General features: G+C 41.9%; 26 protein-coding genes. 24 read left to right on the forward strand and 2 right to left on the reverse strand.

Annotation, left to right across the window (positions count from 1 at the left end; genetic code table 11):
* Positions 1–103: 103 nt before the first annotated feature.
* Together rpoB and rpoC are read left to right on the forward strand one after the other, a co-directional pair.
* The gene (rpoB, locus tag JZY04_RS08520; protein WP_005811391.1) at positions 104–3,916 is read left to right on the forward strand and encodes a DNA-directed RNA polymerase subunit beta; all 3,813 of its coding nucleotides are present in this window, start codon (positions 104–106) and stop codon (positions 3,914–3,916) included.
* 146 nt (positions 3,917–4,062) lie between these two features.
* The gene (gene rpoC / locus JZY04_RS08525; RefSeq protein WP_122143403.1) at positions 4,063–8,346 is read left to right on the forward strand and encodes a DNA-directed RNA polymerase subunit beta'; all 4,284 of its coding nucleotides are present in this window, start codon (positions 4,063–4,065) and stop codon (positions 8,344–8,346) included.
* A 70-nt stretch (positions 8,347–8,416) separates the two neighbouring features.
* On the opposite strand, the gene JZY04_RS08530 is transcribed toward rpoC, so the two are convergent.
* Entirely contained in the window at positions 8,417–9,553 is a 1,137-nt protein-coding gene (locus JZY04_RS08530) for an acyltransferase (protein ID WP_044300965.1), read from the reverse strand.
* A 75-nt stretch (positions 9,554–9,628) separates the two neighbouring features.
* Positions 9,629–10,192, reverse strand: a complete 564-nt coding sequence (locus JZY04_RS08535) for a Crp/Fnr family transcriptional regulator (RefSeq protein WP_181996502.1) — start codon at positions 10,190–10,192, stop codon at positions 9,629–9,631.
* 191 nt (positions 10,193–10,383) lie between these two features.
* Here JZY04_RS08535 and JZY04_RS08540 point away from each other — a divergent pair, with 191 nt between their 5' ends.
* The 22 genes from JZY04_RS08540 (at position 10,384) to rpsH (ending at position 22,266) form a co-directional block, all read left to right on the forward strand.
* Positions 10,384–10,629 carry a GlsB/YeaQ/YmgE family stress response membrane protein gene (locus JZY04_RS08540; protein WP_122143402.1) on the forward strand — a complete coding sequence of 82 codons (246 nt, stop codon included), beginning with the start codon at positions 10,384–10,386 and terminating at the stop codon, positions 10,627–10,629.
* Positions 10,630–10,691: 62 nt separating this feature from the next.
* A complete protein-coding gene (locus JZY04_RS08545; RefSeq protein ID WP_005782178.1) occupies positions 10,692–10,952 on the forward strand; it encodes a YtxH domain-containing protein in 261 nt (86 codons plus the stop codon).
* 338 nt (positions 10,953–11,290) lie between these two features.
* Positions 11,291–11,596, forward strand: a complete 306-nt coding sequence (locus tag JZY04_RS08550) for a DUF3467 domain-containing protein (RefSeq protein ID WP_005782180.1) — start codon at positions 11,291–11,293, stop codon at positions 11,594–11,596.
* A gap of 250 nt (positions 11,597–11,846) precedes the next feature.
* A complete protein-coding gene (gene rpsL / locus JZY04_RS08555; RefSeq protein ID WP_005675419.1) occupies positions 11,847–12,248 on the forward strand; it encodes a 30S ribosomal protein S12 in 402 nt (133 codons plus the stop codon).
* A 160-nt stretch (positions 12,249–12,408) separates the two neighbouring features.
* A complete protein-coding gene (rpsG, locus tag JZY04_RS08560; RefSeq protein ID WP_005782183.1) occupies positions 12,409–12,885 on the forward strand; it encodes a 30S ribosomal protein S7 in 477 nt (158 codons plus the stop codon).
* 53 nt (positions 12,886–12,938) lie between these two features.
* A complete protein-coding gene (gene fusA / locus JZY04_RS08565; RefSeq protein WP_122143401.1) occupies positions 12,939–15,056 on the forward strand; it encodes an elongation factor G in 2,118 nt (705 codons plus the stop codon).
* Between the two features lie 80 nt (positions 15,057–15,136).
* Entirely contained in the window at positions 15,137–15,442 is a 306-nt protein-coding gene (gene rpsJ, locus JZY04_RS08570) for a 30S ribosomal protein S10 (RefSeq protein ID WP_005782187.1), read from the forward strand.
* A gap of 18 nt (positions 15,443–15,460) precedes the next feature.
* Positions 15,461–16,078 (forward strand): 50S ribosomal protein L3, encoded by a 618-nt coding sequence (gene rplC, locus JZY04_RS08575; protein WP_005782189.1) that lies wholly within the window; start codon positions 15,461–15,463, stop codon positions 16,076–16,078.
* Positions 16,078–16,704 (forward strand): 50S ribosomal protein L4, encoded by a 627-nt coding sequence (gene rplD / locus JZY04_RS08580; RefSeq protein ID WP_005782191.1) that lies wholly within the window; start codon positions 16,078–16,080, stop codon positions 16,702–16,704. Before rplC ends, rplD begins: the two co-directional genes overlap by 1 nt.
* A 16-nt stretch (positions 16,705–16,720) precedes the next feature.
* Complete coding sequence (rplW, locus tag JZY04_RS08585; RefSeq protein WP_005782193.1) at positions 16,721–17,011, forward strand: 50S ribosomal protein L23; 291 nt, start codon at positions 16,721–16,723, stop codon at positions 17,009–17,011.
* Positions 17,012–17,016: 5 nt separating this feature from the next.
* Entirely contained in the window at positions 17,017–17,841 is an 825-nt protein-coding gene (gene rplB, locus JZY04_RS08590; RefSeq protein ID WP_005782195.1) for a 50S ribosomal protein L2, read from the forward strand.
* Positions 17,842–17,861: 20 nt separating this feature from the next.
* A complete protein-coding gene (rpsS, locus tag JZY04_RS08595) occupies positions 17,862–18,131 on the forward strand; it encodes a 30S ribosomal protein S19 (protein ID WP_005782197.1) in 270 nt (89 codons plus the stop codon).
* Positions 18,132–18,166: 35 nt separating this feature from the next.
* Positions 18,167–18,577: a 50S ribosomal protein L22 gene (gene rplV / locus JZY04_RS08600; RefSeq protein ID WP_004291236.1), complete on the forward strand. Its 411-nt coding sequence runs from the start codon at positions 18,167–18,169 to the stop codon at positions 18,575–18,577.
* A gap of 5 nt (positions 18,578–18,582) precedes the next feature.
* Entirely contained in the window at positions 18,583–19,317 is a 735-nt protein-coding gene (gene rpsC, locus JZY04_RS08605) for a 30S ribosomal protein S3 (protein ID WP_005782201.1), read from the forward strand.
* Between the two features lie 23 nt (positions 19,318–19,340).
* On the forward strand, positions 19,341–19,775 hold the full coding sequence (gene rplP / locus JZY04_RS08610; RefSeq protein ID WP_005791549.1) for a 50S ribosomal protein L16: 435 nt from the start codon (positions 19,341–19,343) through the stop codon (positions 19,773–19,775).
* 5 nt (positions 19,776–19,780) lie between these two features.
* Positions 19,781–19,978 (forward strand): 50S ribosomal protein L29, encoded by a 198-nt coding sequence (gene rpmC, locus JZY04_RS08615; protein WP_005782204.1) that lies wholly within the window; start codon positions 19,781–19,783, stop codon positions 19,976–19,978.
* Complete coding sequence (rpsQ, locus tag JZY04_RS08620; RefSeq protein WP_005782206.1) at positions 19,975–20,244, forward strand: 30S ribosomal protein S17; 270 nt, start codon at positions 19,975–19,977, stop codon at positions 20,242–20,244. The genes rpmC and rpsQ overlap by 4 nt, the downstream gene beginning before the upstream one ends.
* A 2-nt stretch (positions 20,245–20,246) precedes the next feature.
* Positions 20,247–20,612 carry a 50S ribosomal protein L14 gene (gene rplN / locus JZY04_RS08625; protein WP_004296340.1) on the forward strand — a complete coding sequence of 122 codons (366 nt, stop codon included), beginning with the start codon at positions 20,247–20,249 and terminating at the stop codon, positions 20,610–20,612.
* A 20-nt stretch (positions 20,613–20,632) separates the two neighbouring features.
* Complete coding sequence (gene rplX / locus JZY04_RS08630; RefSeq protein ID WP_005791554.1) at positions 20,633–20,953, forward strand: 50S ribosomal protein L24; 321 nt, start codon at positions 20,633–20,635, stop codon at positions 20,951–20,953.
* Positions 20,953–21,510, forward strand: coding sequence for a 50S ribosomal protein L5 (gene rplE / locus JZY04_RS08635; protein WP_005782210.1), 558 nt, complete (start codon positions 20,953–20,955; stop codon positions 21,508–21,510). Before rplX ends, rplE begins: the two co-directional genes overlap by 1 nt.
* Before the next feature lie 6 nt (positions 21,511–21,516).
* Positions 21,517–21,816 (forward strand): 30S ribosomal protein S14, encoded by a 300-nt coding sequence (rpsN, locus tag JZY04_RS08640; protein ID WP_005782211.1) that lies wholly within the window; start codon positions 21,517–21,519, stop codon positions 21,814–21,816.
* A 54-nt stretch (positions 21,817–21,870) separates the two neighbouring features.
* Entirely contained in the window at positions 21,871–22,266 is a 396-nt protein-coding gene (rpsH, locus tag JZY04_RS08645; protein ID WP_005782213.1) for a 30S ribosomal protein S8, read from the forward strand.
* The last annotated feature ends 12 nt before the right edge of the window (positions 22,267–22,278 follow it).

Raw genomic sequence — 22,278 nt, forward strand, 5'->3', positions numbered from 1 at the left:
ATTAGCCTGGTAATCAGGTAATTCGGTTAAGAATCCTTCACAAGAGGATTCTTAACCTTTTTGTGTATATATTTAAAATTAAGTTCTCCAAATTCATTGACAGATGTCTTCAAATACTGTAAATCAAAGAGTTAATTTTGCTTCGACTAAGAATCCGCTTGAATATCCGGATTTCCTGGAAGTACAATTGAAGTCATTCCAAGACTTTCTACAACTAGATACCCCACCTGAGAAGCGTAAAAAAGAGGGATTGTATAAAGTATTTGCCGAAAACTTCCCAATTGCCGACACAAGAAACAATTTTGTTCTTGAGTTTCTGGACTATTATATTGATCCGCCGCGCTATACCATTGATGATTGTATAGAGCGTGGGCTTACATATAGTGTCCCATTGAAAGCGAAACTCAAGCTTTACTGTACAGACCCCGATCATGAGGATTTCGATACAGTGATTCAGGATGTGTTCCTTGGTCCTATCCCTTACATGACTGATAAGGCAACTTTCGTCATCAATGGTGCTGAGCGTGTAGTTGTGTCGCAGCTTCACCGTTCTCCGGGCGTATTCTTCGGTCAGAGTGTACATGCCAATGGTACAAAATTGTACTCGGCCCGTATTATCCCGTTCAAGGGATCATGGATTGAGTTTGCTACCGACATCAACAATGTGATGTATGCTTATATCGATCGTAAGAAGAAGTTACCTGTTACTACGCTGTTAAGAGCTATTGGCTTTGAGAATGACAAAGACATTCTTGAGATTTTTAACTTGGCTGAAGATGTAAAGGTTAACAAAACAAATCTCAAGAAGGTAGTAGGTCGTAAATTGGCTGCACGTGTCTTGAAAACCTGGATTGAAGATTTCGTTGATGAAGATACCGGTGAAGTTGTTTCTATCGAGCGTAATGAAGTCATTATCGACCGTGAAACAGTGATCGAGCCGGAACATATAGATGAAATAATTGACTCGGGCGTTCAAAACATCCTTATTCATAAGGAAGAGCCGAATCAGTCCGACTACTCTATTATATATAATACCCTTCAGAAAGATCCGAGTAACTCGGAAAAGGAAGCTGTGCTGTATATCTATCGCCAATTGCGTAATGCAGATCCAGCTGATGATGCCAGTGCCCGTGAGGTTATCAATAACCTGTTCTTTTCTGAAAAGCGGTATGACCTTGGTGATGTAGGTCGTTACAGAATCAACAAAAAGTTGAATTTGACGACAGACATGGATGTGCGTGTCCTCACCAAAGAAGATATTATTGAGATCATTAAATATCTGATTGAGTTGATTAACTCTAAAGCAGATGTGGATGATATTGACCACTTAAGTAACCGTCGTGTACGTACTGTAGGCGAGCAGCTGTCTAACCAGTTTGCTGTCGGTTTGGCACGTATGTCGCGTACTATTCGTGAACGTATGAACGTTCGTGATAACGAGGTGTTTACTCCGATTGATTTGATCAACGCGAAGACTATTTCTTCAGTGATCAATTCGTTCTTCGGAACTAATGCATTGTCTCAGTTTATGGACCAGACAAACCCGTTGGCTGAGATTACTCACAAGCGCCGTATGTCTGCCCTTGGTCCTGGTGGTCTGTCTCGTGAACGTGCCGGATTTGAGGTTCGTGACGTTCACTATACGCACTATGGACGTCTTTGTCCGATTGAGACACCGGAAGGTCCGAACATCGGTTTGATTTCATCACTTTGCGTGTTTGCTAAGATCAATGACCTTGGTTTCATTGAAACTCCTTACCGTAAAGTAGATAATGGTAAAGTAGACCTTTCTGAAAACGGACTTGTCTACCTGACAGCTGAAGAAGAAGAAGCCAAGATCATTGCACAGGGTAATGCTCCACTGAATGATGATGGAACATTTATTCGCAATAAGGTTAAGTCTCGTCAGGATGCTGATTATCCGGTTGTAGAGCCTTCAGAAGTAGAGTTGATGGACGTTGCTCCTCAGCAGATTGCTTCTATTGCTGCATCTTTGATCCCATTCCTTGAACATGATGACGCTAACCGTGCTTTGATGGGATCGAACATGATGCGCCAGGCAGTTCCGTTGTTGAGAAGCGAAGCCCCGATCGTAGGTACAGGTATCGAGCGCCAGTTGGTGCGTGATTCACGTACTCAGATTGCTGCTGAGGGTGATGGTGTAATTGATTTTGTTGATGCTACTACTATTCGTATTCTGTACGATCGTACTGAAGATGAAGAGTTTGTAAGCTTCGAACCTGCATTGAAAGAATACAGGATTCCGAAGTTCCGCAAAACGAACCAAAATATGACTATTGACCTTCGTCCGATCTGCAATAAAGGTGATCGTGTGACAAAAGGTCAGATTTTGACAGAAGGTTATTCTACCGAGAATGGTGAGCTTGCTTTGGGGAAGAACCTGCTTGTAGCCTACATGCCTTGGAAAGGTTATAACTATGAGGATGCTATCGTGTTGAACGAACGTGTAGTTCGCGAGGACTTGCTGACTTCAGTTCACGTAGAAGAGTATTCGCTCGAAGTTCGTGAAACCAAGCGTGGTATGGAAGAGTTGACTTCCGATATCCCTAATGTTAGTGAAGAAGCCACTAAGGATCTTGATGAGAACGGTATTGTACGTGTTGGTGCACGCATTCAGCCGGGTGATATCCTGATTGGCAAGATCACTCCGAAAGGTGAATCTGATCCTTCTCCGGAAGAGAAATTGCTTCGTGCCATTTTTGGAGATAAAGCGGGTGATGTGAAAGACGCTTCTCTGAAAGCATCCCCTTCATTGAAGGGTGTGATCATTGACAAGAAGTTATTCTCTCGTGTCATTAAAAACCGTAGTTCTAAGTTGGCCGATAAGGCATTGCTTCCAAAGATTGATGATGAATTTGAATCTAAGGTAGCAGACTTGAAACGCATTCTGGTGAAGAAACTGATGGCATTGACCGAAGGTAAAGTATCTCAAGGCGTGAAAGACTATCTGGGTGCCGAAGTTATTGCCAAAGGTTCTAAGTTCAGTGCATCAGATTTCGATTCACTTGATTTCACCGCAATACAGTTGAGCGACTGGACTAATGATGATCATGCGAACGGTATGATTCGTGATTTGATCCTGAACTTCATCAAGAAGTACAAAGAGCTCGATGCAGAACTGAAACGTAAGAAGTTTGCTATCACAATTGGTGATGAACTGCCTGCAGGAATCATCCAGATGGCGAAAGTATATATTGCTAAGAAACGTAAGATTGGTGTAGGTGATAAGATGGCAGGTCGTCACGGTAATAAAGGTATCGTGTCACGTGTTGTTCGCCAGGAAGACATGCCATTCCTGGAAGATGGTACTCCGGTGGATATTGTATTGAACCCGTTGGGTGTGCCTTCACGTATGAACATTGGTCAGATTTTTGAGGCTGTCCTCGGACGTGCCGGAAAGAATTTGGGTGTGAAGTTCGCTACACCGATTTTTGATGGTGCAACTCTTGACGACTTGAACGAATGGACAGATAAAGCTGGCTTGCCTCGCTATTGCAAGACTTATCTTTGCGACGGTGGTACAGGAGAACGCTTTGACCAACCAGCAACTGTAGGTGTTACTTATATGTTGAAACTCGGTCACATGGTTGAAGACAAGATGCACGCACGTTCTATCGGTCCATACTCATTGATTACTCAGCAACCTCTTGGTGGTAAAGCTCAATTTGGTGGTCAGCGTTTCGGAGAGATGGAGGTTTGGGCACTCGAAGGCTTCGGTGCATCACATATTCTCCAGGAAATCTTGACAATTAAGTCGGATGATGTTGTAGGACGTTCTAAGGCTTATGAAGCGATTGTGAAGGGCGAACCTATGCCGCAGCCGGGTATCCCTGAATCCTTGAACGTGTTGTTGCACGAATTAAGAGGATTGGGGCTGAGCATCAATTTGGAATAATGAACTAATGTGCCAATATGCCAATGTACCGATCAAGGTACATTGGCTGTGGCATTTCATAATTAGTATGTTTTCTTATTGGCACATTGGCATTAGCCAATCGGCACATTATTTAGTTAATTAGCATATTATATAATTATAAAAGTATGGCTTTTAGAAAAGAAAATAAGATCAAGAGCAATTTCTCGAAAATCTCTATCGGTTTGGCTTCTCCGGAAGAAATCCTTGAGAATTCGAGTGGTGAAGTATTAAAGCCTGAAACCATCAACTATCGTACGTACAAACCCGAGCGTGACGGTTTGTTCTGCGAACGTATCTTCGGCCCGATCAAAGACTACGAATGCCATTGCGGTAAATACAAACGTATCCGTTATAAAGGTATTGTCTGCGACCGTTGTGGTGTAGAAGTTACTGAAAAGAAAGTACGTCGCGAACGTATGGGACATATTCAGCTTGTTGTGCCTGTGGCTCACATCTGGTATTTCCGTTCGCTGCCCAATAAGATCGGTTACTTACTGGGTCTTCCCACTAAGAAACTTGATTCTATCATTTACTACGAACGTTATGTTGTCATTCAGCCAGGTGTGAAAGCTGAAGACGGCATTGCCGAATTCGATTTGCTATCGGAAGAAGAATATCTCGATATTCTTGATACTCTTCCCAAAGACAACCAGTATCTGGAAGATACGGATCCTAACAAGTTCATCGCTAAGATGGGTGCCGAAGCGATTTATGATTTGCTTGCACGTCTTGATCTTGATGCGTTGTCATACGAATTGCGCCACCGCGCCGGCAATGATGCTTCGCAGCAACGTAAGAACGAGGCTCTGAAACGTCTTCAGGTGGTAGAGTCGTTCCGTGCATCACGCGGACGCAACAAGCCGGAATGGATGATTGTACGAATTGTACCGGTGATCCCACCTGAACTTCGTCCATTGGTTCCGTTGGATGGTGGTCGTTTTGCTACATCCGATTTGAATGACCTTTATCGTCGTGTGATTATCCGCAACAACCGTTTGAAACGTTTGATTGAAATTAAGGCTCCTGAAGTGATTCTCCGCAACGAGAAACGTATGCTTCAGGAATCTGTCGATTCATTGTTTGATAACTCACGTAAGTCAAGTGCAGTTAAGACTGATGCCAACCGTCCGTTGAAATCATTGTCAGACAGTTTGAAAGGTAAGCAAGGACGTTTCCGTCAGAACTTGCTGGGTAAACGTGTTGACTATTCAGCCCGTTCGGTAATTGTTGTTGGTCCGGAATTGAGAATGCACGAGTGTGGTATTCCTAAGCTGATGGCTGCCGAGTTGTACAAACCGTTCATTATTCGTAAACTGATTGAGCGCGGTATCGTAAAGACTGTGAAGTCTGCTAAGAAAATTGTAGACCGTAAGGAGCCGGTGATTTGGGATATCCTTGAACACGTAATGAAAGGTCACCCGGTATTGCTGAACCGTGCTCCGACACTTCACCGTTTGGGTATCCAAGCTTTCCAACCCAAGATGATCGAGGGTAAAGCTATCCAGTTGCACCCATTGGCATGTACAGCGTTTAATGCCGACTTTGACGGTGACCAAATGGCGGTTCACTTGCCTTTGAGTAACGAAGCAGTGCTTGAAGCCCAAATGTTGATGTTGGCTTCTCACAATATTCTGAACCCTGCTAATGGTGCTCCTATTACTGTTCCTTCACAGGATATGGTGCTTGGTCTGTATTATATTACTAAGCTTCGTAAAGGCGCGAAAGGTGAAGGGCTTATATTCTATGGTCCGGAAGAAGCATTGATCGCTTATAATGAAGGCAAGGTAGATATCCATGCTCCGGTGAAGGTTATTGTGAAAGACCTTGACGAAAATGGAAACATTGTTGATGTAATGCGTGAAACTTCAGTAGGTCGTGTAATCGTGAACGAGATCGTTCCGCCTGAAGTAGGATATATCAATACTATTATCTCTAAGAAGTCGCTGCGTGACATTATTAGTGCCGTAATCAAGGCTTGCGGTGTTGCTAAAACTGCTGATTTCCTTGACGGAATCAAGAACCTGGGGTACAAGATGGCCTTCCAAGGCGGTCTGTCATTCAACTTGGGTGATATTATCATTCCAGAAGAGAAAGAGACACTTGTTCAGAGAGGTTACGACGAAGTTGAGCAAGTGATCAATAACTATAACATGGGTTTCATTACCAATAACGAACGTTACAATCAGGTGATTGATATCTGGACACATGTTAACTCTGAGTTGTCTAACATTTTGATGAAGACAATTTCTTCTGATGATCAGGGTTTCAATTCTGTGTACATGATGCTTGATTCCGGTGCCCGTGGTTCTAAAGAGCAGATTCGTCAGCTTTCCGGTATGCGTGGTTTGATGGCTAAGCCGCAGAAAGCAGGTGCTGAAGGTGGTCAGATCATCGAAAACCCGATTCTGTCGAACTTTAAAGAAGGACTTTCCGTATTGGAGTATTTTATCTCTACCCACGGTGCCCGTAAAGGTTTGGCCGATACCGCATTGAAGACTGCCGATGCCGGATATCTGACTCGTCGTCTGGTAGACGTTTCGCATGATGTTATTATTAATGAAGAGGATTGCGGTACGCTCCGCGGATTGGTTTGTACAGACCTTAAGAACAACGATGAAGTTATCGCTACCCTGTACGAACGTATTCTTGGTCGTGTATCCGTACATGATATCATACATCCCCAGACCGGAGAACTCTTGGTTGCTGGTGGTGAAGAAATTACAGAAGATATCGCTAAGAAGATACAGGAGTCTCCGATCGAAAGTGTTGAAATCCGTTCGGTATTGACTTGCGAATCGAAGAAGGGAGTTTGTGCGAAATGTTACGGTCGTAACCTGGCTACGAACCATATGGTTCAGAAAGGTGAGGCTGTCGGTGTAATTGCTGCCCAGTCTATTGGTGAACCGGGTACACAGTTGACACTGCGTACATTCCATGCCGGTGGTACGGCTGCCAATATCGCAGCTAATGCAAGTATCGTTGCCAAGAACAATGCTCGTTTGGAATTCGAAGAACTCCGTACGGTAGACGTTGTCGACGAGACAGGCGAAGCTGCCAAAGTGGTAGTAGGCCGTTTGGCTGAAGTTCGTTTCATCGACGTCAATACGGGTATTGTACTTTCTACACACAATGTTCCTTACGGTTCTACACTTTATGTAGCCGATGGTGAAATAGTAGAAAAAGGTAAGCTGATTGCGAAGTGGGACCCGTTCAACGCTGTTATCATAACGGAGGCTACTGGTAAGATCGAATTCGAGGGCGTTATTGAAAACGTTACTTATAAGATTGAGTCGGATGAAGCAACAGGACTTCGTGAAATTATCATTATCGAATCTAAGGATAAAACTAAAGTTCCTTCTGCCCATATTTTGACGGAAGATGGTGACTTGATTCGTACATACAACTTACCTGTGGGTGGACACGTCGTGATCGAAAATGGTCAGAAGGTGAAAGCTGGTGAGGTAATCGTTAAGATTCCGCGTGCCGTAGGTAAGGCTGGTGATATTACCGGTGGTCTTCCTCGTGTTACAGAGTTGTTTGAAGCACGTAACCCGTCGAACCCTGCTGTTGTATCTGAAATTGATGGTGAGGTAACTATGGGTAAGGTGAAACGTGGTAATCGTGAGATCATCGTTACTTCTAAGACCGGTGAAGTGAAGAAATATCTTGTTCCGCTGTCTAAACAGATTCTTGTACAGGAGAACGATTACGTTCGTGCCGGTACTCCGCTGTCTGATGGTGCTACCACTCCGGCTGATATTTTGGCGATCAAAGGTCCTACGGCTGTACAGGAATATATTGTGAATGAAGTTCAGGACGTATACCGTTTGCAGGGTGTGAAGATTAATGATAAGCATTTTGAAATTATCGTTCGTCAGATGATGCGTAAAGTAACTATCGACGAGCCGGGCGATACTCGTTTCCTTGAACAACAGGTTGTCGATAAACTGGAATTCATGGAAGAAAATGATCGTATCTGGGGTAAGAAGGTAGTTGTAGATGCTGGTGATTCTGAAAACTTGAAGGCAGGTCAGATTGTTACTGCCCGTAAGTTGCGTGATGAAAACAGTATGTTGAAACGCCGTGACCTTAAACCGGTTGAAGTGCGTGATGCTGTTGCCGCTACTTCTACTCAGATTCTCCAGGGTATCACTCGTGCTGCATTGCAGACTTCAAGCTTTATGTCAGCTGCTTCCTTCCAGGAAACAACTAAAGTCTTGAACGAAGCTGCCATCAACGGTAAGATAGATAAATTGGAAGGTATGAAGGAGAACGTAATTTGCGGTCACCTCATTCCGGCAGGTACAGGACTGCGCGAATTTGATAAGATCATTGTAGGTTCTAAAGAAGAGTACGATCGTATTTTGGCTAACAAAAAGACAGTGCTTGACTATAATGAAGTAGAATAATACAATTCAATTGACTATAACTGAAAAAGAGCAATTGCCGTAAAGGTGATTGCTCTTTTTTTATAGGATGTTATCGTATGAAACGATCGGTTAGTTTACTTTTCGACATTAACCAGACGATAGCGTAGCATGTCAGGAATACGAGACAGGCCATACTGATGATACGTACGATATATGGTAACTGTTCCTTATCCAACAAGTCGTAGGCGACAAATACAAATACGTAGTGGCTCAGGTAAATGCCGAATGTGAGTGATGCCATATGGGATAACCATCGGTTTGAAGGAACCTTTATTTTCTGCACGATTACAAATACCGGGAAGGTCATCATAAACACGTTGATGCCTGCAAAGTACCATACAATTTCCAGATAGGCATAATTACCAGGGAAGTGGTTCTGTGTGATGACATATCCGTATGAGGTAATCAGGTAGCCTACCAGAAACATCGGAATGGTGACGCCCAAGAGTTTCTTCCAACTCCATTTTAGTGGATACCTCGTAAGATAATAGGCCAGTAAAAGATAGCCGATAAATCCTGAGAAATAATAGAAAGTTCCGTAATCATTCCAATCACATATTCCCCATAAACCCATATTGCCATAGTTGCCTTGATAGCCCAGCATCGGAGCAAACATTTTAACGTAAGGTGCTATTAGACTCACGCCCCAAATGCTTAGGAATAGCTTCAGTTCCTTTTTCGACGCTTTTTCCAACCAACCACTGACAATAGGCATCACCAAATACAGGCCAATCAGCATATAGAGATACCATAATGGAACTGTATCGAAATTGAAGTTAAAGATAAATGTATACAGTTTGATCCACAAAGCCTCCAAACTATGATCCGGCATGGAAATCAATGGATTTTGAGTATCAGGGTTGATGTAGTTCAGATATACGAAATACAGTACAGGTAAGACCAGTGACCAAAAGATTATCGGAGGAATCAGTCTCCCGATCCTCTTCTTGTAAAATGTCCCCATGTCGGTTCGTACGGGAAATAGCAATACACCGGTCATCATAACAAAAATGGGTACACATGGGCGCATCAAGCTACCTAAAAATGTTCCTGTCAGAAACGACTCCCGATTGGCGTCAAATTGCCCGATGAACGCATCGCAGCAGTGCGAAAAAACAACGAAGAAGCAGGCGAGCACCCTCAGCAGGTCAATCCAACCTATATTCTCTCTTTTCTTTAATTCCATGATATAATTGATTTAAATGTGTTAAGCGGCAAATGTACAATCTATTTTGCTGTCAGCATTTGCCCTACATTAAAATCACTCTTCCGCCCTTATTTTACTCAGGGTAGGCAGAGTAATGCCCAGATAGGCGGCAATATAACCCAGATTGACCCGGCTGCAGACATCGGGAAGCCTTTCTTTAAGTTTTGCATACCTCTCTCGGGCCGACAATGTCAGCCGTTCTTTATGTTTGCGATGGAGTTCCCGGTATCCATTCTGATGAATGACTCTTCCCCAATTAGCCAATTCTATATTTGTTTCGTACAGTTCGGTCAGTGTCTTGATGGGGATGGCATAGAGCAGTACATCTTCCAGTGTTTCCACAAACTCTTCACTAGGTTTACCGTAATATAACTCATCCATGCTGAACACGATATCTCCTTCACACGAAAAAGAAGTCGTAACCTCTTTTCCGTCTACCAGCCAGTACGACCGTGTGATTCCTTTTTCTATGAAATAAGCGTATTTGTGATAGACTCCCTCCCGTATCAGCAGATACCTTTTGGGGAATCGGCACGGAGTCAGCTGTTTCGTCAGTAAATCTATTGTTTCATCAGACATCTCAGACTGCTTTTTTATGTTGTAAATTATATTTTTCATAGACCCTAAGATTATCTTTTCGGCAAAGATAACCTCTTTTTAGTAAGCGCCACAATTTGTTACCCGAAAATCCGATCTGTCTGTACTGCTTGCTTAGGCAGGTTTCTCAATAGTCGTTAATTCCTTCTTTGACTCCCGAACATTTCAGTGCCTATAGCGTTCCTATAACAAAACAATATAAATCAAGCATTATGAATTTTATCTGGTACATTTTGATAGGTATCCTTGCCGGTTATTTTGCCGGTAAGATAATGCGCGGAGGAGGTTTCGGCCTCTTAGTCAATCTCCTGTTAGGGATTATAGGTGCTGTGTTGGGTGGCTGGGTATTTGCCCTTCTCGGGCTGGCAGCAACCGGAATCATCGGTAGTTTGATTACTTCCGTTGTCGGTGCCATTTTATTTCTTTGGATAGCCTCTTTTTTCAGTCGTTCCCGATAGGGAAAACGAGCTTTATTATAGAACGATATTGTTTATTGTGGTTATATAAAAATTAATAGTTTATGGGAAGTGGAAATGCAAAATTCCTGGTGGGACTTGGAATCGGTTCTGCCATCGGTGCGCTGGTTTATCATTTTTCGCGCACAGCGAAAGCTAAGAAATTGAAAAATGATGTGTTCAATGCTCTTCATGAAATAGAGGCAGATGCCGAATTGGCAGTCGTTGAAGCAAAAGAGAAGGCCGTGAAGACAGGTGCTAAAGTGGCCGAAAAGGTGGCTGATAAAGCTACTGAGGTGAAAGATAAGTTGACATCTAACTCTTAATAATGGGTGGTGGTTTATGAACGGTGAACAATGAATAAGATAGCACTATCAAAGTGTACGGAGGTTATTGTTCGCCGTTTATGATTTATAACTGTTCCAGAAATTATTCAGATATCGTTTGAAAACTATATAAGTCTGTTCTTCCTTTCTTAACAATCCGGATGTTCCTGATCTGGCTTCAGGTATTGGATAAAGAAAGAGGGGGAGTTGTTAATAATGGTCTGTTATTGCATGCCTTGCATTCTGTTGAAAAGAGTGTAAGGCATTTGTCTTTACTATAAAACATTATCTGTATATTTGTGCCAGAAGAATTTAGAATAATCAATAATAATTAAAGTATGGAAAATCAGAATCCCGATAATCAGTTGCAAATAGAATTGAAAGAAGAAGTGGCACAGGGCACATATGCTAATTTAGCCATTATCACTCATTCAAGTTCAGAATTTGTGCTCGATTTTGTACGGGTATTACCCGGATTGCCCAAAGCGGGAGTGCAGTCGCGTGTTATCCTTGCTCCCGAACACGCCAAACGTTTACAACGGGCGCTTGAAGAAAATATAGCCAAATACGAGCGTGCGTTTGGTCCGATCCGGTTGCAGGAAGAAGATACTCCACCTATATTGGATATAAAGGGAGAAGCCTGAAGAAAGCAGAAAGGGTGTAGCCATCCGAGGCAATGGGTGTAGCTATCCGGTGGAAAAGGTGTAGCCTTGGCGAGCGGATGGCTACACCCAAATTTCTTTCCATTGAAATGATTTCCGGGAAATAAGCTCTTAAAAATTAAAAAAAAGATGTAGTGCATTGATTATTCAAATATTATTCGTATTTTTGCAGCCCAAAATGTATAGTTACGAAATTAATATAACAATAATATAAATTAAAAAACAATTTAAAATGCCTACAATTCAGCAATTAGTAAGAAAAGGACGCGAAGTGCTGGTGGAGAAAAGTAAATCTCCAGCCTTGGATTCTTGTCCTCAAAGACGTGGCGTTTGCGTGAGAGTATATACAACTACTCCGAAGAAGCCGAACTCTGCAATGCGTAAAGTAGCTCGTGTACGTTTGACTAACCAGAAAGAGGTGAACTCTTACATTCCGGGAGAAGGACACAACTTGCAGGAACACTCAATCGTACTGGTTCGCGGTGGTCGTGTAAAAGACCTTCCGGGTGTACGTTACCACATCGTTCGAGGTACACTCGATACAGCAGGTGTAGCCGGACGTACTCAGAGACGTTCTAAATATGGAGCTAAACGTCCGAAACCGGGACAAGCAGCACCGGCTAAGAAGAAATAATCCGGAGTGATTCCGAATTTGATTTTTTAAATTAAAAGTAATAACTTTCGTTTTAGTTTGTTGGAATAAGCTATAAAAAGGTTGAGTAAATTCCCCAGAGGGGGAGTTGAAGACGTCAAGAAATAGACAACCAAAAACAAAAACATTATTTTTCAAACAAATGAGAAAAGCAAAACCAAAAAAACGCGTAATCCTTCCGGATCCCGTGTTCAATGACCAGAAGGTTTCTAAATTTGTAAACCATCTGATGTATGACGGAAAGAAGAATACTTCTTATGAAATCTTTTACGCCGCACTGGAAACAGTAAAAACAAAACTTCCTAACGAAGAAAAATCAGCTCTTGAAATCTGGAAAAAAGCGTTGGATAACGTAACTCCTCAAGTAGAAGTAAAATCACGCCGTGTGGGTGGTGCAACTTTCCAGGTTCCTACTGAAATCCGTCCGGACCGTAAAGAATCAATCTCAATGAAGAACTTGATTCTGTTTGCTCGTAAGAGAGGTGGTAAATCTATGGCTGATAAATTGGCTGCTGAAATCATGGATGCATTCAATGAACAAGGCGGTGCTTTCAAACGTAAAGAAGATATGCACAGAATGGCTGAAGCTAACCGTGCATTTGCTCATTTCAGATTCTAATTACTATAAGAAATACCTATTTGATTAAAAACTTAAAGTAAAGGAAAAAGAAAATGGCAAAGAATGATTTACATTTGACTCGTAATATCGGTATCATGGCTCACATTGATGCCGGAAAGACAACAACTTCTGAACGTATCCTGTTCTACACCGGTTTAACTCACAAAATCGGTGAGGTACACGACGGTGCCGCAACAATGGACTGGATGGAGCAGGAGCAGGAACGTGGTATCACTATCACTTCTGCTGCTACAACTACTCGTTGGAAGTATGCTGGTAATACTTATAAAATCAACTTGATTGACACTCCGGGACACGTGGACTTCACTGCTGAAGTAGAACGTTCACTTCGTATTCTTGATGGTGCTGTCGCTGCTTACTGTGCAGTAGGTGGTGTAGAACCTCAGTCGGAGACTGTGTGGCGTCAGGCTGACAAATATAACGTACCGCGTATCGCTTACGTTAACAAAATGGACCGTTCGGGTGCCGACTTCTTTGAAGTAGTTCGCCAGATGAAGGCTGTTTTGGGTGCAAATCCGTGTCCGGTTGTTATTCCTATCGGTGCAGAAGAAAGTTTCAAAGGATTGGTTGACCTGATCAAGATGAAAGCTATCTATTGGCATGATGAAACAATGGGTGCTGACTACACTGTGGAAGAGATCCCGGCTAACCTCGTTGACGAAGCTAACGAATGGAGAGATAAGATGCTTGAAAAAGTTGCTGAATTTGACGATGCTTTGATGGAGAAATATTTCGACGATCCTTCTACTATCACAGAAGAAGAAGTGTTGAGAGCCCTTCGCAATGCAACTGTTCAGATGGCAGTAGTTCCGATGTTGTGTGGCTCTTCATTCAAGAATAAGGGTGTTCAGACTTTGCTTGACTACGTTTGTGCTTTCTTGCCTTCTCCGTTGGATACTGAGAATGTAATCGGTACAAACCCTGATACCGGTGCTGAAGAAGATCGTAAACCAAGCGAAGATGACAAAACTTCTGCTTTGGCGTTTAAGATCGCTACTGACCCGTATGTTGGTCGTCTGACTTTCTTCCGTGTATACTCTGGTAAGATTGAAGCAGGTTCTTATATCTACAACTCTCGTTCAGGTAAGAAGGAACGTGTTTCTCGTCTGTTCCAGATGCACTCAAACAAGCAGAACCCGGTAGAAGTTATCGGTGCAGGTGATATTGGTGCCGGTGTAGGTTTCAAAGATATTCACACTGGTGATACGCTGTGCGACGAAACAGCTCCGATCGTTCTTGAATCAATGGACTTCCCGGAACCGGTAATCGGTATCGCAGTTGAGCCTAAGACTCAGAAAGATATGGATAAGCTGTCTAACGGTTTGGCTAAATTGGCTGAAGAAGACCCGACATTTACAGTGAAAACTGACGAACAAACAGGTCAGACAGTTATTTCCGGTATGGGTGAGCTTCACTTGGATATCATCATCGACCGTCTGAAACGTGAGTTTAAAGTGGAATGTAACCAGGGTAAACCTCAGGTTAACTACAAAGAAGCTATCACGAAGACAGTTAATTTGCGTGAGGTCTATAAGAAACAGTCTGGTGGTCGTGGTAAGTTCGCTGATATTATTGTGAACATCGGCCCGGTTGATGAAGACTTTACTCAAGGTGGCCTGCAATTCGTTGATGAAGTGAAGGGTGGTAACATTCCTAAGGAATTCATTCCTTCAGTTCAGAAAGGTTTCCAGACTGCGATGAAGAATGGTGTATTGGCCGGCTATCCGCTGGATTCATTGAAAGTGACTTTGGTCGATGGTTCATTCCACCCGGTTGACTCTGACCAGTTGTCTTTCGAAATCTGTGCTATCCAGGCATATAAGAATGCTTGTGCTAAGGCAGGTCCTGTATTGATGGAACCTATCATGAAACTGGAAGTCGTTACTCCGGAAGAAAACATGGGTGATGTTATCGGTGACTTGAACAAACGCCGTGGCCAAGTTGAAGGTATGGAGTCAAGCCGTTCAGGAGCCCGTATCGTGAAAGCAATGGTTCCGTTGGCTGAAATGTTCGGTTATGTAACTGCGTTGCGTACCATCACTTCTGGTCGTGCAACTTCATCAATGGTTTACTCTCACCACGCTCAGGTTTCTAACTCTATTGCTAAGGCAGTATTGGAAGAAGTAAAAGGACGTGCTGATTTACTCTAAAATATCTTGAGCAGCAGGCTAGCGAATGACTCTTAGCCTGCCGCTTTATCTTATTTATAAATTTATTAATTAAAAAACTAATGAGTCAGAAAATTAGAATTAAACTGAAATCTTACGACCACAACTTGGTTGACAAATCAGCTGAGAAGATCGTTAGAACAGTGAAGGCTACCGGTGCTATTGTTAGCGGACCGATTCCCCTTCCGACGCACAAGCGTATCTTTACAGTGAACCGCTCTACTTTCGTTAACAAGAAATCAAGAGAACAGTTCGAACTTTCTTCATTTAAGAGACTGATCGATATCTATAGCTCAACAGCTAAGACTGTAGATGCTCTGATGAAGTTGGAGTTACCGAGTGGTGTAGAAGTAGAAATTAAAGTGTAGTATTTAAAAATTAGTGAAATGCCAGGATTATTAGGAAAAAAAATCGGAATGACATCCGTTTTCAGTGCCGATGGTAAGAATGTACCATGCACTGTTATCGAAGCAGGTCCTTGTGTTGTTACTCAGGTAAAGACCGTAGAAAAAGATGGCTATGCAGCCGTTCAGTTGGGTTTCCAGGACAAAAAGGAAAAACATACAACTAAACCGTTGATGGGTCACTTTAAAAAGGCTGGAGTAACACCGAAGAGACACTTGGCCGAGTTCAAGGAATTTGAAAACGAGTTAAATCTGGGTGATACTGTTACAGTAGAACTGTTCGACGGCGCAGACTATGTAGACGTTGTTGGTACTTCTAAAGGTAAAGGCTTCCAGGGTGTAGTTAAAAGACATGGCTTTGGTGGTGTAGGTCAATCTACTCACGGTCAGCACAACCGTGCCCGTAAACCGGGTTCTATCGGTGCATGTTCGTATCCTGCAAAAGTATTCAAAGGAATGCGCATGGGCGGACAAATGGGTGGCGACAGAGTTACTGTTCAAAACTTACAGGTATTAAAAGTAATCGCGGAACACAATCTTCTTTTGATCAAGGGTTCTGTACCGGGTTGCAAAGGTTCAATCGTATTAATTGAAAAATAATGGAAGTTAACGTATATAACATTAAAGGTGAAGACACTGGAAGAAAGGTTACGTTAAACGAATCTATCTTCGGAATTGAGCCCAATGACCACGCTATCTATCTGGACGTAAAGCAATTTATGGCTAACCAGCGTCAGGGTACTCACAAGTCAAAAGAGAGAAGCGAAATCAGCGGATCTACTCGTAAAATCGGTCGTCAGAAAGGTGGTGGCGGTGCTCGTCGTGGTGACATGAATTCACCGGTGCTCGTAGGTGGTGGACGTGTATTTGGTCCGAAACCGAGAGACTACTACTTCAAACTGAATAAAAAAGTTAAGACATTAGCTCGTAAGTCAGCTTTGTCGTATAAAGCTCAAGACAACGCAATCGTAGTGGTGGAAGACTTCAACTTTGAGGCTCCAAAGACTAAGGTTTTCGTTGAAATGACAAAAAATCTTAAAGTTTCTGACAAAAAACTGCTTGTAGTTTTACCAGAAGCAAATAAAAATGTATATTTGTCAGCTCGTAACATCGAAGGTGCTAACGTTCAGACTATCTCAGGATTAAATACTTACAGAGTATTGAATGCTGGGGTTGTTGTGCTTACCGAAAGCTCTTTGAAGGCTATTGACAATATCTTAATCTAAAAAGGAGGCTTAAATAATGGGAATTATTATTAAACCGTTGGTGACAGAGAAAATGACTGCGATAACTGATAAGCTGAATCGTTTCGGCTTTATCGTGCGTCCTGAAGCTAATAAATTGGAAATTAAGAGTGAAGTTGAAGCCCTTTATAATGTTACGGTAGTTGATGTAAATACTGTGAAGTATGCTGGCAAAAATAAGAGCCGTTATACAAAAGCAGGTATCATCAATGGTCGTACGAATGCTTACAAAAAAGCAATCGTGACATTGAAAGAAGGAGATACTATTGATTTTTATAGCAATATTTAATAAAAATGGCAGTACGTAAATTTAAGCCCACTACACCGGGGCAAAGACATAAGATTATTGGTACTTTCGAGGAAATTACTGCATCAGTACCAGAAAAGTCGCTTGTATATGGTAAAAAATCATCTGGCGGTCGTAACAGCGAAGGTAAGATGACAATGCGCTACATGGGTGGTGGCCATAGAAAAGTGATCAGAATTGTCGATTTCAAAAGAAATAAAGACGGTGTTCCGGCAGTTGTAAAAACGATCGAATACGATCCGAACCGTTCGGCTCGTATCGCTTTGTTGTTTTATGCTGATGGTGAAAAAAGATATATTATTGCTCCCAATGGATTGCAAGTTGGTGCGACTTTGATGTCCGGAGAGAATGCGGCGCCTGAGATTGGTAATGCACTTCCGCTTCAGAATATCCCGGTCGGTACAGTAATTCACAATATTGAATTGCGTCCGGGTCAGGGTGCTGCTCTGGTTAGATCAGCAGGAAACTTCGCTCAGCTGACTTCAAGAGAAGGTAAATACTGTGTAATTAAATTGCCTTCAGGTGAAGTAAGACAAATACTTAGCACTTGTAAAGCTACTATCGGTAGCGTTGGTAACTCAGATCATGGATTGGAAAGCTCAGGTAAGGCTGGACGCTCTCGTTGGCAAGGCCGTCGTCCTCGTAACCGTGGTGTTGTTATGAACCCGGTTGATCACCCGATGGGTGGTGGTGAAGGACGTGCTTCCGGAGGTCACCCAAGATCTCGTAAGGGATTGTATGCTAAGGGACTTAAGACTAGAGCTCCGAAGAAACAATCGTCTAAGTACATTATTGAGAGAAGAAAAAAGTAATCTGATTAATTGAGTAAACTATGAGTCGTTCATTAAAAAAAGGTCCATATATTAACGTAAAACTCGAAAAGAAAGTGCTTGCTATGAATGAATCAGGCAAGAAAGTTGTCGTTAAGACTTGGTCCAGAGCTTCAATGATTTCGCCTGATTTTGTAGGCCATACAGTTGCAGTTCACAACGGAAATAAATTTATTCCTGTATATGTTACCGAAAATATGGTAGGTCACAAGTTGGGTGAATTCGCTCCAACTCGTACATTCAGAGGACACGCTGGTAACAAGAAAAAATAACAGGATTTATCTGAAATAATAAAGTAATAAATATAATGGGAGCAAGAAAAAAAATATCGGCTGAAAAGAGAAAAGAAGCCCTTAAAACCATGTATTTTGCTAAATTGCAAAATGTTCCTACTTCTCCTCGCAAAATGCGTCTCGTGGCTGACATGATTCGTGGGATGGAAGTGAACAGAGCACTTGGCGTTTTGAAGTTTTCTTCAAAAGAAGCAGCTGCAAGAGTGGAAAAATTATTGCGCTCTGCAATTGCTAACTGGGAGCAGAAAAACGAACGTAAAGCTGAAAGTGGCGAATTATTCGTAACGAAGATTTTTGTTGATGGTGGTGCTACACTCAAAAGAATGAGACCGGCTCCGCAGGGAAGAGGATACAGAATTCGCAAACGTTCAAATCACGTAACATTGTTCGTTGGTTCTAAAAGTAATAACGAAGATCAAAATTAAGGTAGATGGGACAAAAAGTTAATCCAATAAGCAACCGTTTAGGAATTATCAGAGGATGGGATTCTAACTGGTATGGTGGAAATGATTACGGTGACTCTTTGCTGGAAGATAGCAAGATCCGTAAATATCTTAATGCAAGACTTGCGAAAGCAAGTGTATCAAGAATCGTAATTGAACGTACGCTGAAGCTCGTTACTATTACTGTTTGCACTGCTCGTCCGGGTATTATTATCGGTAAAGGTGGCCAGGAAGTTGATAAGTTAAAAGAAGAGTTGAAGAAGGTTACCGACAAAGATATTCAAATCAATATCTTTGAAGTGAAAAGACCGGAACTGGATGCTGTGATTGTTGCTAATAACATCGCTCGTCAGGTAGAAGGTAAAATTGCCTATCGCCGCGCCATTAAGATGGCTATCGCAAATACTATGCGTATGGGTGCTGAAGGTATCAAAATTCAGATTTCAGGACGTTTGAATGGAGCTGAAATGGCCCGTTCTGAAATGTATAAGGAAGGAAGAACTCCGTTACACACTTTCAGAGCAGATATCGACTATTGCCATGCTGAAGCATTGACAAAAGTAGGTCTTCTCGGTATTAAAGTTTGGATTTGTAGAGGTGAAGTTTTTGGTAAGAGAGAATTGGCTCCGAACTTTACACAAAGCAAAGAAAGTGGTCGTGGAAACAATGGTGGAAACAACGGCGGCGGAAAGAACTTCAAAAGAAAGAAAAATAATCGCTAAACGAATTTGAATTTTAGGAAACTATGTTACAACCGAAAAAGACAAAATTCAGAAGACAACAAAAAGGTCGCGCTAAAGGTAATGCACAAAGAGGCAACCAGCTCGCTTTTGGTTCTTTTGGTATTAAGGCTTTAGAAACTAAATGGATCACAGGCCGACAGATTGAAGCTGCTCGTATTGCAGTGACAAGATATATGCAACGTCAGGGACAGATTTGGATTCGTATTTTCCCGGATAAACCGATTACTAGAAAACCTGCTGATGTACGTATGGGTAAAGGTAAGGGTAGCCCCGAAGGATTCGTGGCTCCGGTTACACCAGGTAGAATTATTATTGAAGCTGAAGGAGTATCTTACGAGATCGCGAAAGAAGCATTGCGTTTGGCAGCTCAGAAACTTCCGATTACTACGAAGTTTGTCGTGAGACGTGATTATGATATTCAAAATCAAAATGCGTAAGGTTTATGAAAATTGCAGAAATTAAAGAAATGTCTACCAATGATTTGGTAGAAAGAGTAGAAGCAGAAGTGGTTAATTACAACCAAATGGTTATCAATCATTCTATTTCTCCTTTGGAAAATCCTGCGCAGATCAAACAATTACGCAGGACGATTGCGCGTATGAGAACAGAGTTACGCCAAAGAGAACTTAACAATAAATGATCAGCTTGATGGAAGCAAGAAATTTAAGAAAAGAAAGAACAGGGGTTGTGCTGAGCAATAAAATGGATAAAACCGTTACAGTTGCTGCTAAGTTCAAGGAAAAACACCCTATATATGGTAAGTTCGTTAGCAAAACGAAGAAGTACCATGCTCACGATGAAAAGAATGAATGCAATGTAGGTGATACTGTACGCATCATGGAAACTCGTCCTTTGAGCAAGACTAAAAGATGGAGATTAGTAGAAATAATTGAAAGAGCTAAGTAATTATGATACAAGTAGAATCCAGACTTACAGTATGTGACAACAGTGGAGCTAAAGAAGCCCTGTGTATCCGTGTATTGGGCGGAACAGGTCGTCGCTACGCTTCAGTGGGGGATGTTATTGTCGTTTCTGTAAAGAGCGTCATCCCTTCAAGTGATGTTAAAAAGGGTGCAGTGTCAAAAGCTTTGATCGTACGTACTAAGAAAGAAATCCGTCGTCCCGATGGTTCTTATATACGTTTTGATGATAATGCTTGCGTGTTGTTGAATAATGCAGGTGAAATTAGAGGTAGTCGTATTTTCGGTCCTGTAGCAAGAGAACTTCGTGCTACAAACATGAAAGTTGTGTCACTTGCGCCTGAGGTACTTTAATTTTGTAAAAGATTTAAGTAATGAGTAAATTACATATTAAAAAAGGCGATACAGTTTACGTAAATGCTGGTGAAGACAAAGGTAAAACTGGTCGTGTATTGAAGGTTCTTGTTAAAGAAGGACGTGCAATAGTTGAAGGTATCAACATGGTATCTAAAAGCACAAAACCGAATGCAAAGAACCCGCAGGGTGGTATAGTTAAGCAGGAAGCTCCTATCCACATTTCAAACTTGAATCCGGTTGATCCAAAAACTGGTAAAGCAACGCGTGTTGGTAGAAAAGTAAGTTCTGAAGGAACTTTAGTGCGTTATTCTAAAAAATCAGGAGAGGAGATTAAGTAATGAGTAATACTGCAAGCCTTAAGAAAGAATATGCAGAGCGCATTGCTCCTGCATTAAAGTCACAATTCCAGTATTCTTCTACAATGCAGGTACCCGTACTTAAGAAGATTGTTATCAATCAGGGTTTGGGTATGGCTGTTGCTGACAAGAAGATTATCGAAGTGGCAATCAACGAAATGACAGCTATCACCGGTCAGAAGGCCGTAGCTACTATTTCGCGTAAAGATATCGCTAACTTTAAGTTGCGTAAGAAAATGCCGATCGGAGTTATGGTGACTCTGCGTCGTGAAAGAATGTACGAATTCCTGGAAAAATTGGTTCGCGTGGCTCTGCCGCGTATCCGTGACTTCAAAGGTATTGAAACTAAGTTCGATGGTAAGGGTAACTATACCCTTGGTATTCAGGAACAAATCATTTTCCCTGAAATTAATATCGATAGTATTACCAGAATTCTCGGAATGAATATTACCTTTGTAACCTCTGCGCAAACAGATGAAGAAGGTTATGCCTTATTGAAAGAATTCGGTTTACCGTTTAAAAACGCTAAAAAAGACTGATAAATTATGGCAAAGGAATCAATGAAAGCACGCGAAGTAAAGCGTGCTAAATTAGTAGCCAAATATGCCGAAAAGAGAGCTGCCTTGAAGCAGATTGTGAGAACCGGAGATCCTGCTGAAGCTTTCGAAGCTGCACAGAAATTACAGGAGCTTCCTAAGAATTCTAATCCGATTCGTATGCACAATCGCTGTAAATTGACTGGTCGTCCTAAAGGATATATCCGTCAGTTCGGTGTTTCAAGAATCCAGTTCCGTGAAATGGCATCTAATGGGCTGATCCCAGGTGTAAAGAAAGCAAGCTGGTAAATATATTGTTTAAATATTGTCAGGGTAGTCCTGATTAATTTAATTATTTTTTATATGACTGATCCAATAGCAGATTATTTGACGAGGTTAAGGAACGCAATTAATGCAAAGCACAGAGTTGTAGAAGTTCCTGCTTCAAATTTGAAAAAAGAAATCACTAAGATTCTTTTTGAAAAAGGCTACATTCTTAATTATAAGTTTGTAGAAGACGGTCCTCAAGGAACAATTAAAGTTGCCTTGAAGTATGATTCGGTTAACAAAGTTAACGCAATCAAAAAACTTGAAAGAATATCTTCTCCGGGTATGCGTCAGTATACTGGTTACAAAGATATGCCGCGTGTTATTAATGGTTTGGGTATTGCTATAATATCTACTTCCAAAGGTGTAATGACAAACAAAGAAGCTGCTGAACTCAAGATCGGTGGTGAAGTATTGTGTTATGTATATTAATAGGAGGAAAAA

It is taken from the genome of Bacteroides sp. 11BF (assembly GCF_019633765.1).
Taxonomy (GTDB): Bacteria; Bacteroidota; Bacteroidia; order Bacteroidales; family Bacteroidaceae; genus Bacteroides; species Bacteroides hominis.

Excerpts from the sequence above, each read along its gene's own strand:
- rpoB (WP_005811391.1), top strand. The coding sequence starts at position 104 with ATGTCTTCAAATACTGTAAATCAAAGAGTTAATTTTGCTTCGACTAAG.
- rpoC (WP_122143403.1), top strand. The coding sequence starts at position 4,063 with ATGGCTTTTAGAAAAGAAAATAAGATCAAGAGCAATTTCTCGAAAATC.
- JZY04_RS08530 (WP_044300965.1), bottom strand. The coding sequence starts at position 9,553 with ATGGAATTAAAGAAAAGAGAGAATATAGGTTGGATTGACCTGCTGAGG.
- JZY04_RS08535 (WP_181996502.1), bottom strand. The coding sequence starts at position 10,192 with ATGAAAAATATAATTTACAACATAAAAAAGCAGTCTGAGATGTCTGAT.
- JZY04_RS08540 (WP_122143402.1), top strand. The coding sequence starts at position 10,384 with ATGAATTTTATCTGGTACATTTTGATAGGTATCCTTGCCGGTTATTTT.
- JZY04_RS08545 (WP_005782178.1), top strand. The coding sequence starts at position 10,692 with ATGGGAAGTGGAAATGCAAAATTCCTGGTGGGACTTGGAATCGGTTCT.
- JZY04_RS08550 (WP_005782180.1), top strand. The coding sequence starts at position 11,291 with ATGGAAAATCAGAATCCCGATAATCAGTTGCAAATAGAATTGAAAGAA.
- rpsL (WP_005675419.1), top strand. The coding sequence starts at position 11,847 with ATGCCTACAATTCAGCAATTAGTAAGAAAAGGACGCGAAGTGCTGGTG.
- rpsG (WP_005782183.1), top strand. The coding sequence starts at position 12,409 with ATGAGAAAAGCAAAACCAAAAAAACGCGTAATCCTTCCGGATCCCGTG.
- fusA (WP_122143401.1), top strand. The coding sequence starts at position 12,939 with ATGGCAAAGAATGATTTACATTTGACTCGTAATATCGGTATCATGGCT.
- rpsJ (WP_005782187.1), top strand. The coding sequence starts at position 15,137 with ATGAGTCAGAAAATTAGAATTAAACTGAAATCTTACGACCACAACTTG.
- rplC (WP_005782189.1), top strand. The coding sequence starts at position 15,461 with ATGCCAGGATTATTAGGAAAAAAAATCGGAATGACATCCGTTTTCAGT.
- rplD (WP_005782191.1), top strand. The coding sequence starts at position 16,078 with ATGGAAGTTAACGTATATAACATTAAAGGTGAAGACACTGGAAGAAAG.
- rplW (WP_005782193.1), top strand. The coding sequence starts at position 16,721 with ATGGGAATTATTATTAAACCGTTGGTGACAGAGAAAATGACTGCGATA.
- rplB (WP_005782195.1), top strand. The coding sequence starts at position 17,017 with ATGGCAGTACGTAAATTTAAGCCCACTACACCGGGGCAAAGACATAAG.
- rpsS (WP_005782197.1), top strand. The coding sequence starts at position 17,862 with ATGAGTCGTTCATTAAAAAAAGGTCCATATATTAACGTAAAACTCGAA.
- rplV (WP_004291236.1), top strand. The coding sequence starts at position 18,167 with ATGGGAGCAAGAAAAAAAATATCGGCTGAAAAGAGAAAAGAAGCCCTT.
- rpsC (WP_005782201.1), top strand. The coding sequence starts at position 18,583 with ATGGGACAAAAAGTTAATCCAATAAGCAACCGTTTAGGAATTATCAGA.
- rplP (WP_005791549.1), top strand. The coding sequence starts at position 19,341 with ATGTTACAACCGAAAAAGACAAAATTCAGAAGACAACAAAAAGGTCGC.
- rpmC (WP_005782204.1), top strand. The coding sequence starts at position 19,781 with ATGAAAATTGCAGAAATTAAAGAAATGTCTACCAATGATTTGGTAGAA.
- rpsQ (WP_005782206.1), top strand. The coding sequence starts at position 19,975 with ATGATCAGCTTGATGGAAGCAAGAAATTTAAGAAAAGAAAGAACAGGG.
- rplN (WP_004296340.1), top strand. The coding sequence starts at position 20,247 with ATGATACAAGTAGAATCCAGACTTACAGTATGTGACAACAGTGGAGCT.
- rplX (WP_005791554.1), top strand. The coding sequence starts at position 20,633 with ATGAGTAAATTACATATTAAAAAAGGCGATACAGTTTACGTAAATGCT.
- rplE (WP_005782210.1), top strand. The coding sequence starts at position 20,953 with ATGAGTAATACTGCAAGCCTTAAGAAAGAATATGCAGAGCGCATTGCT.
- rpsN (WP_005782211.1), top strand. The coding sequence starts at position 21,517 with ATGGCAAAGGAATCAATGAAAGCACGCGAAGTAAAGCGTGCTAAATTA.
- rpsH (WP_005782213.1), top strand. The coding sequence starts at position 21,871 with ATGACTGATCCAATAGCAGATTATTTGACGAGGTTAAGGAACGCAATT.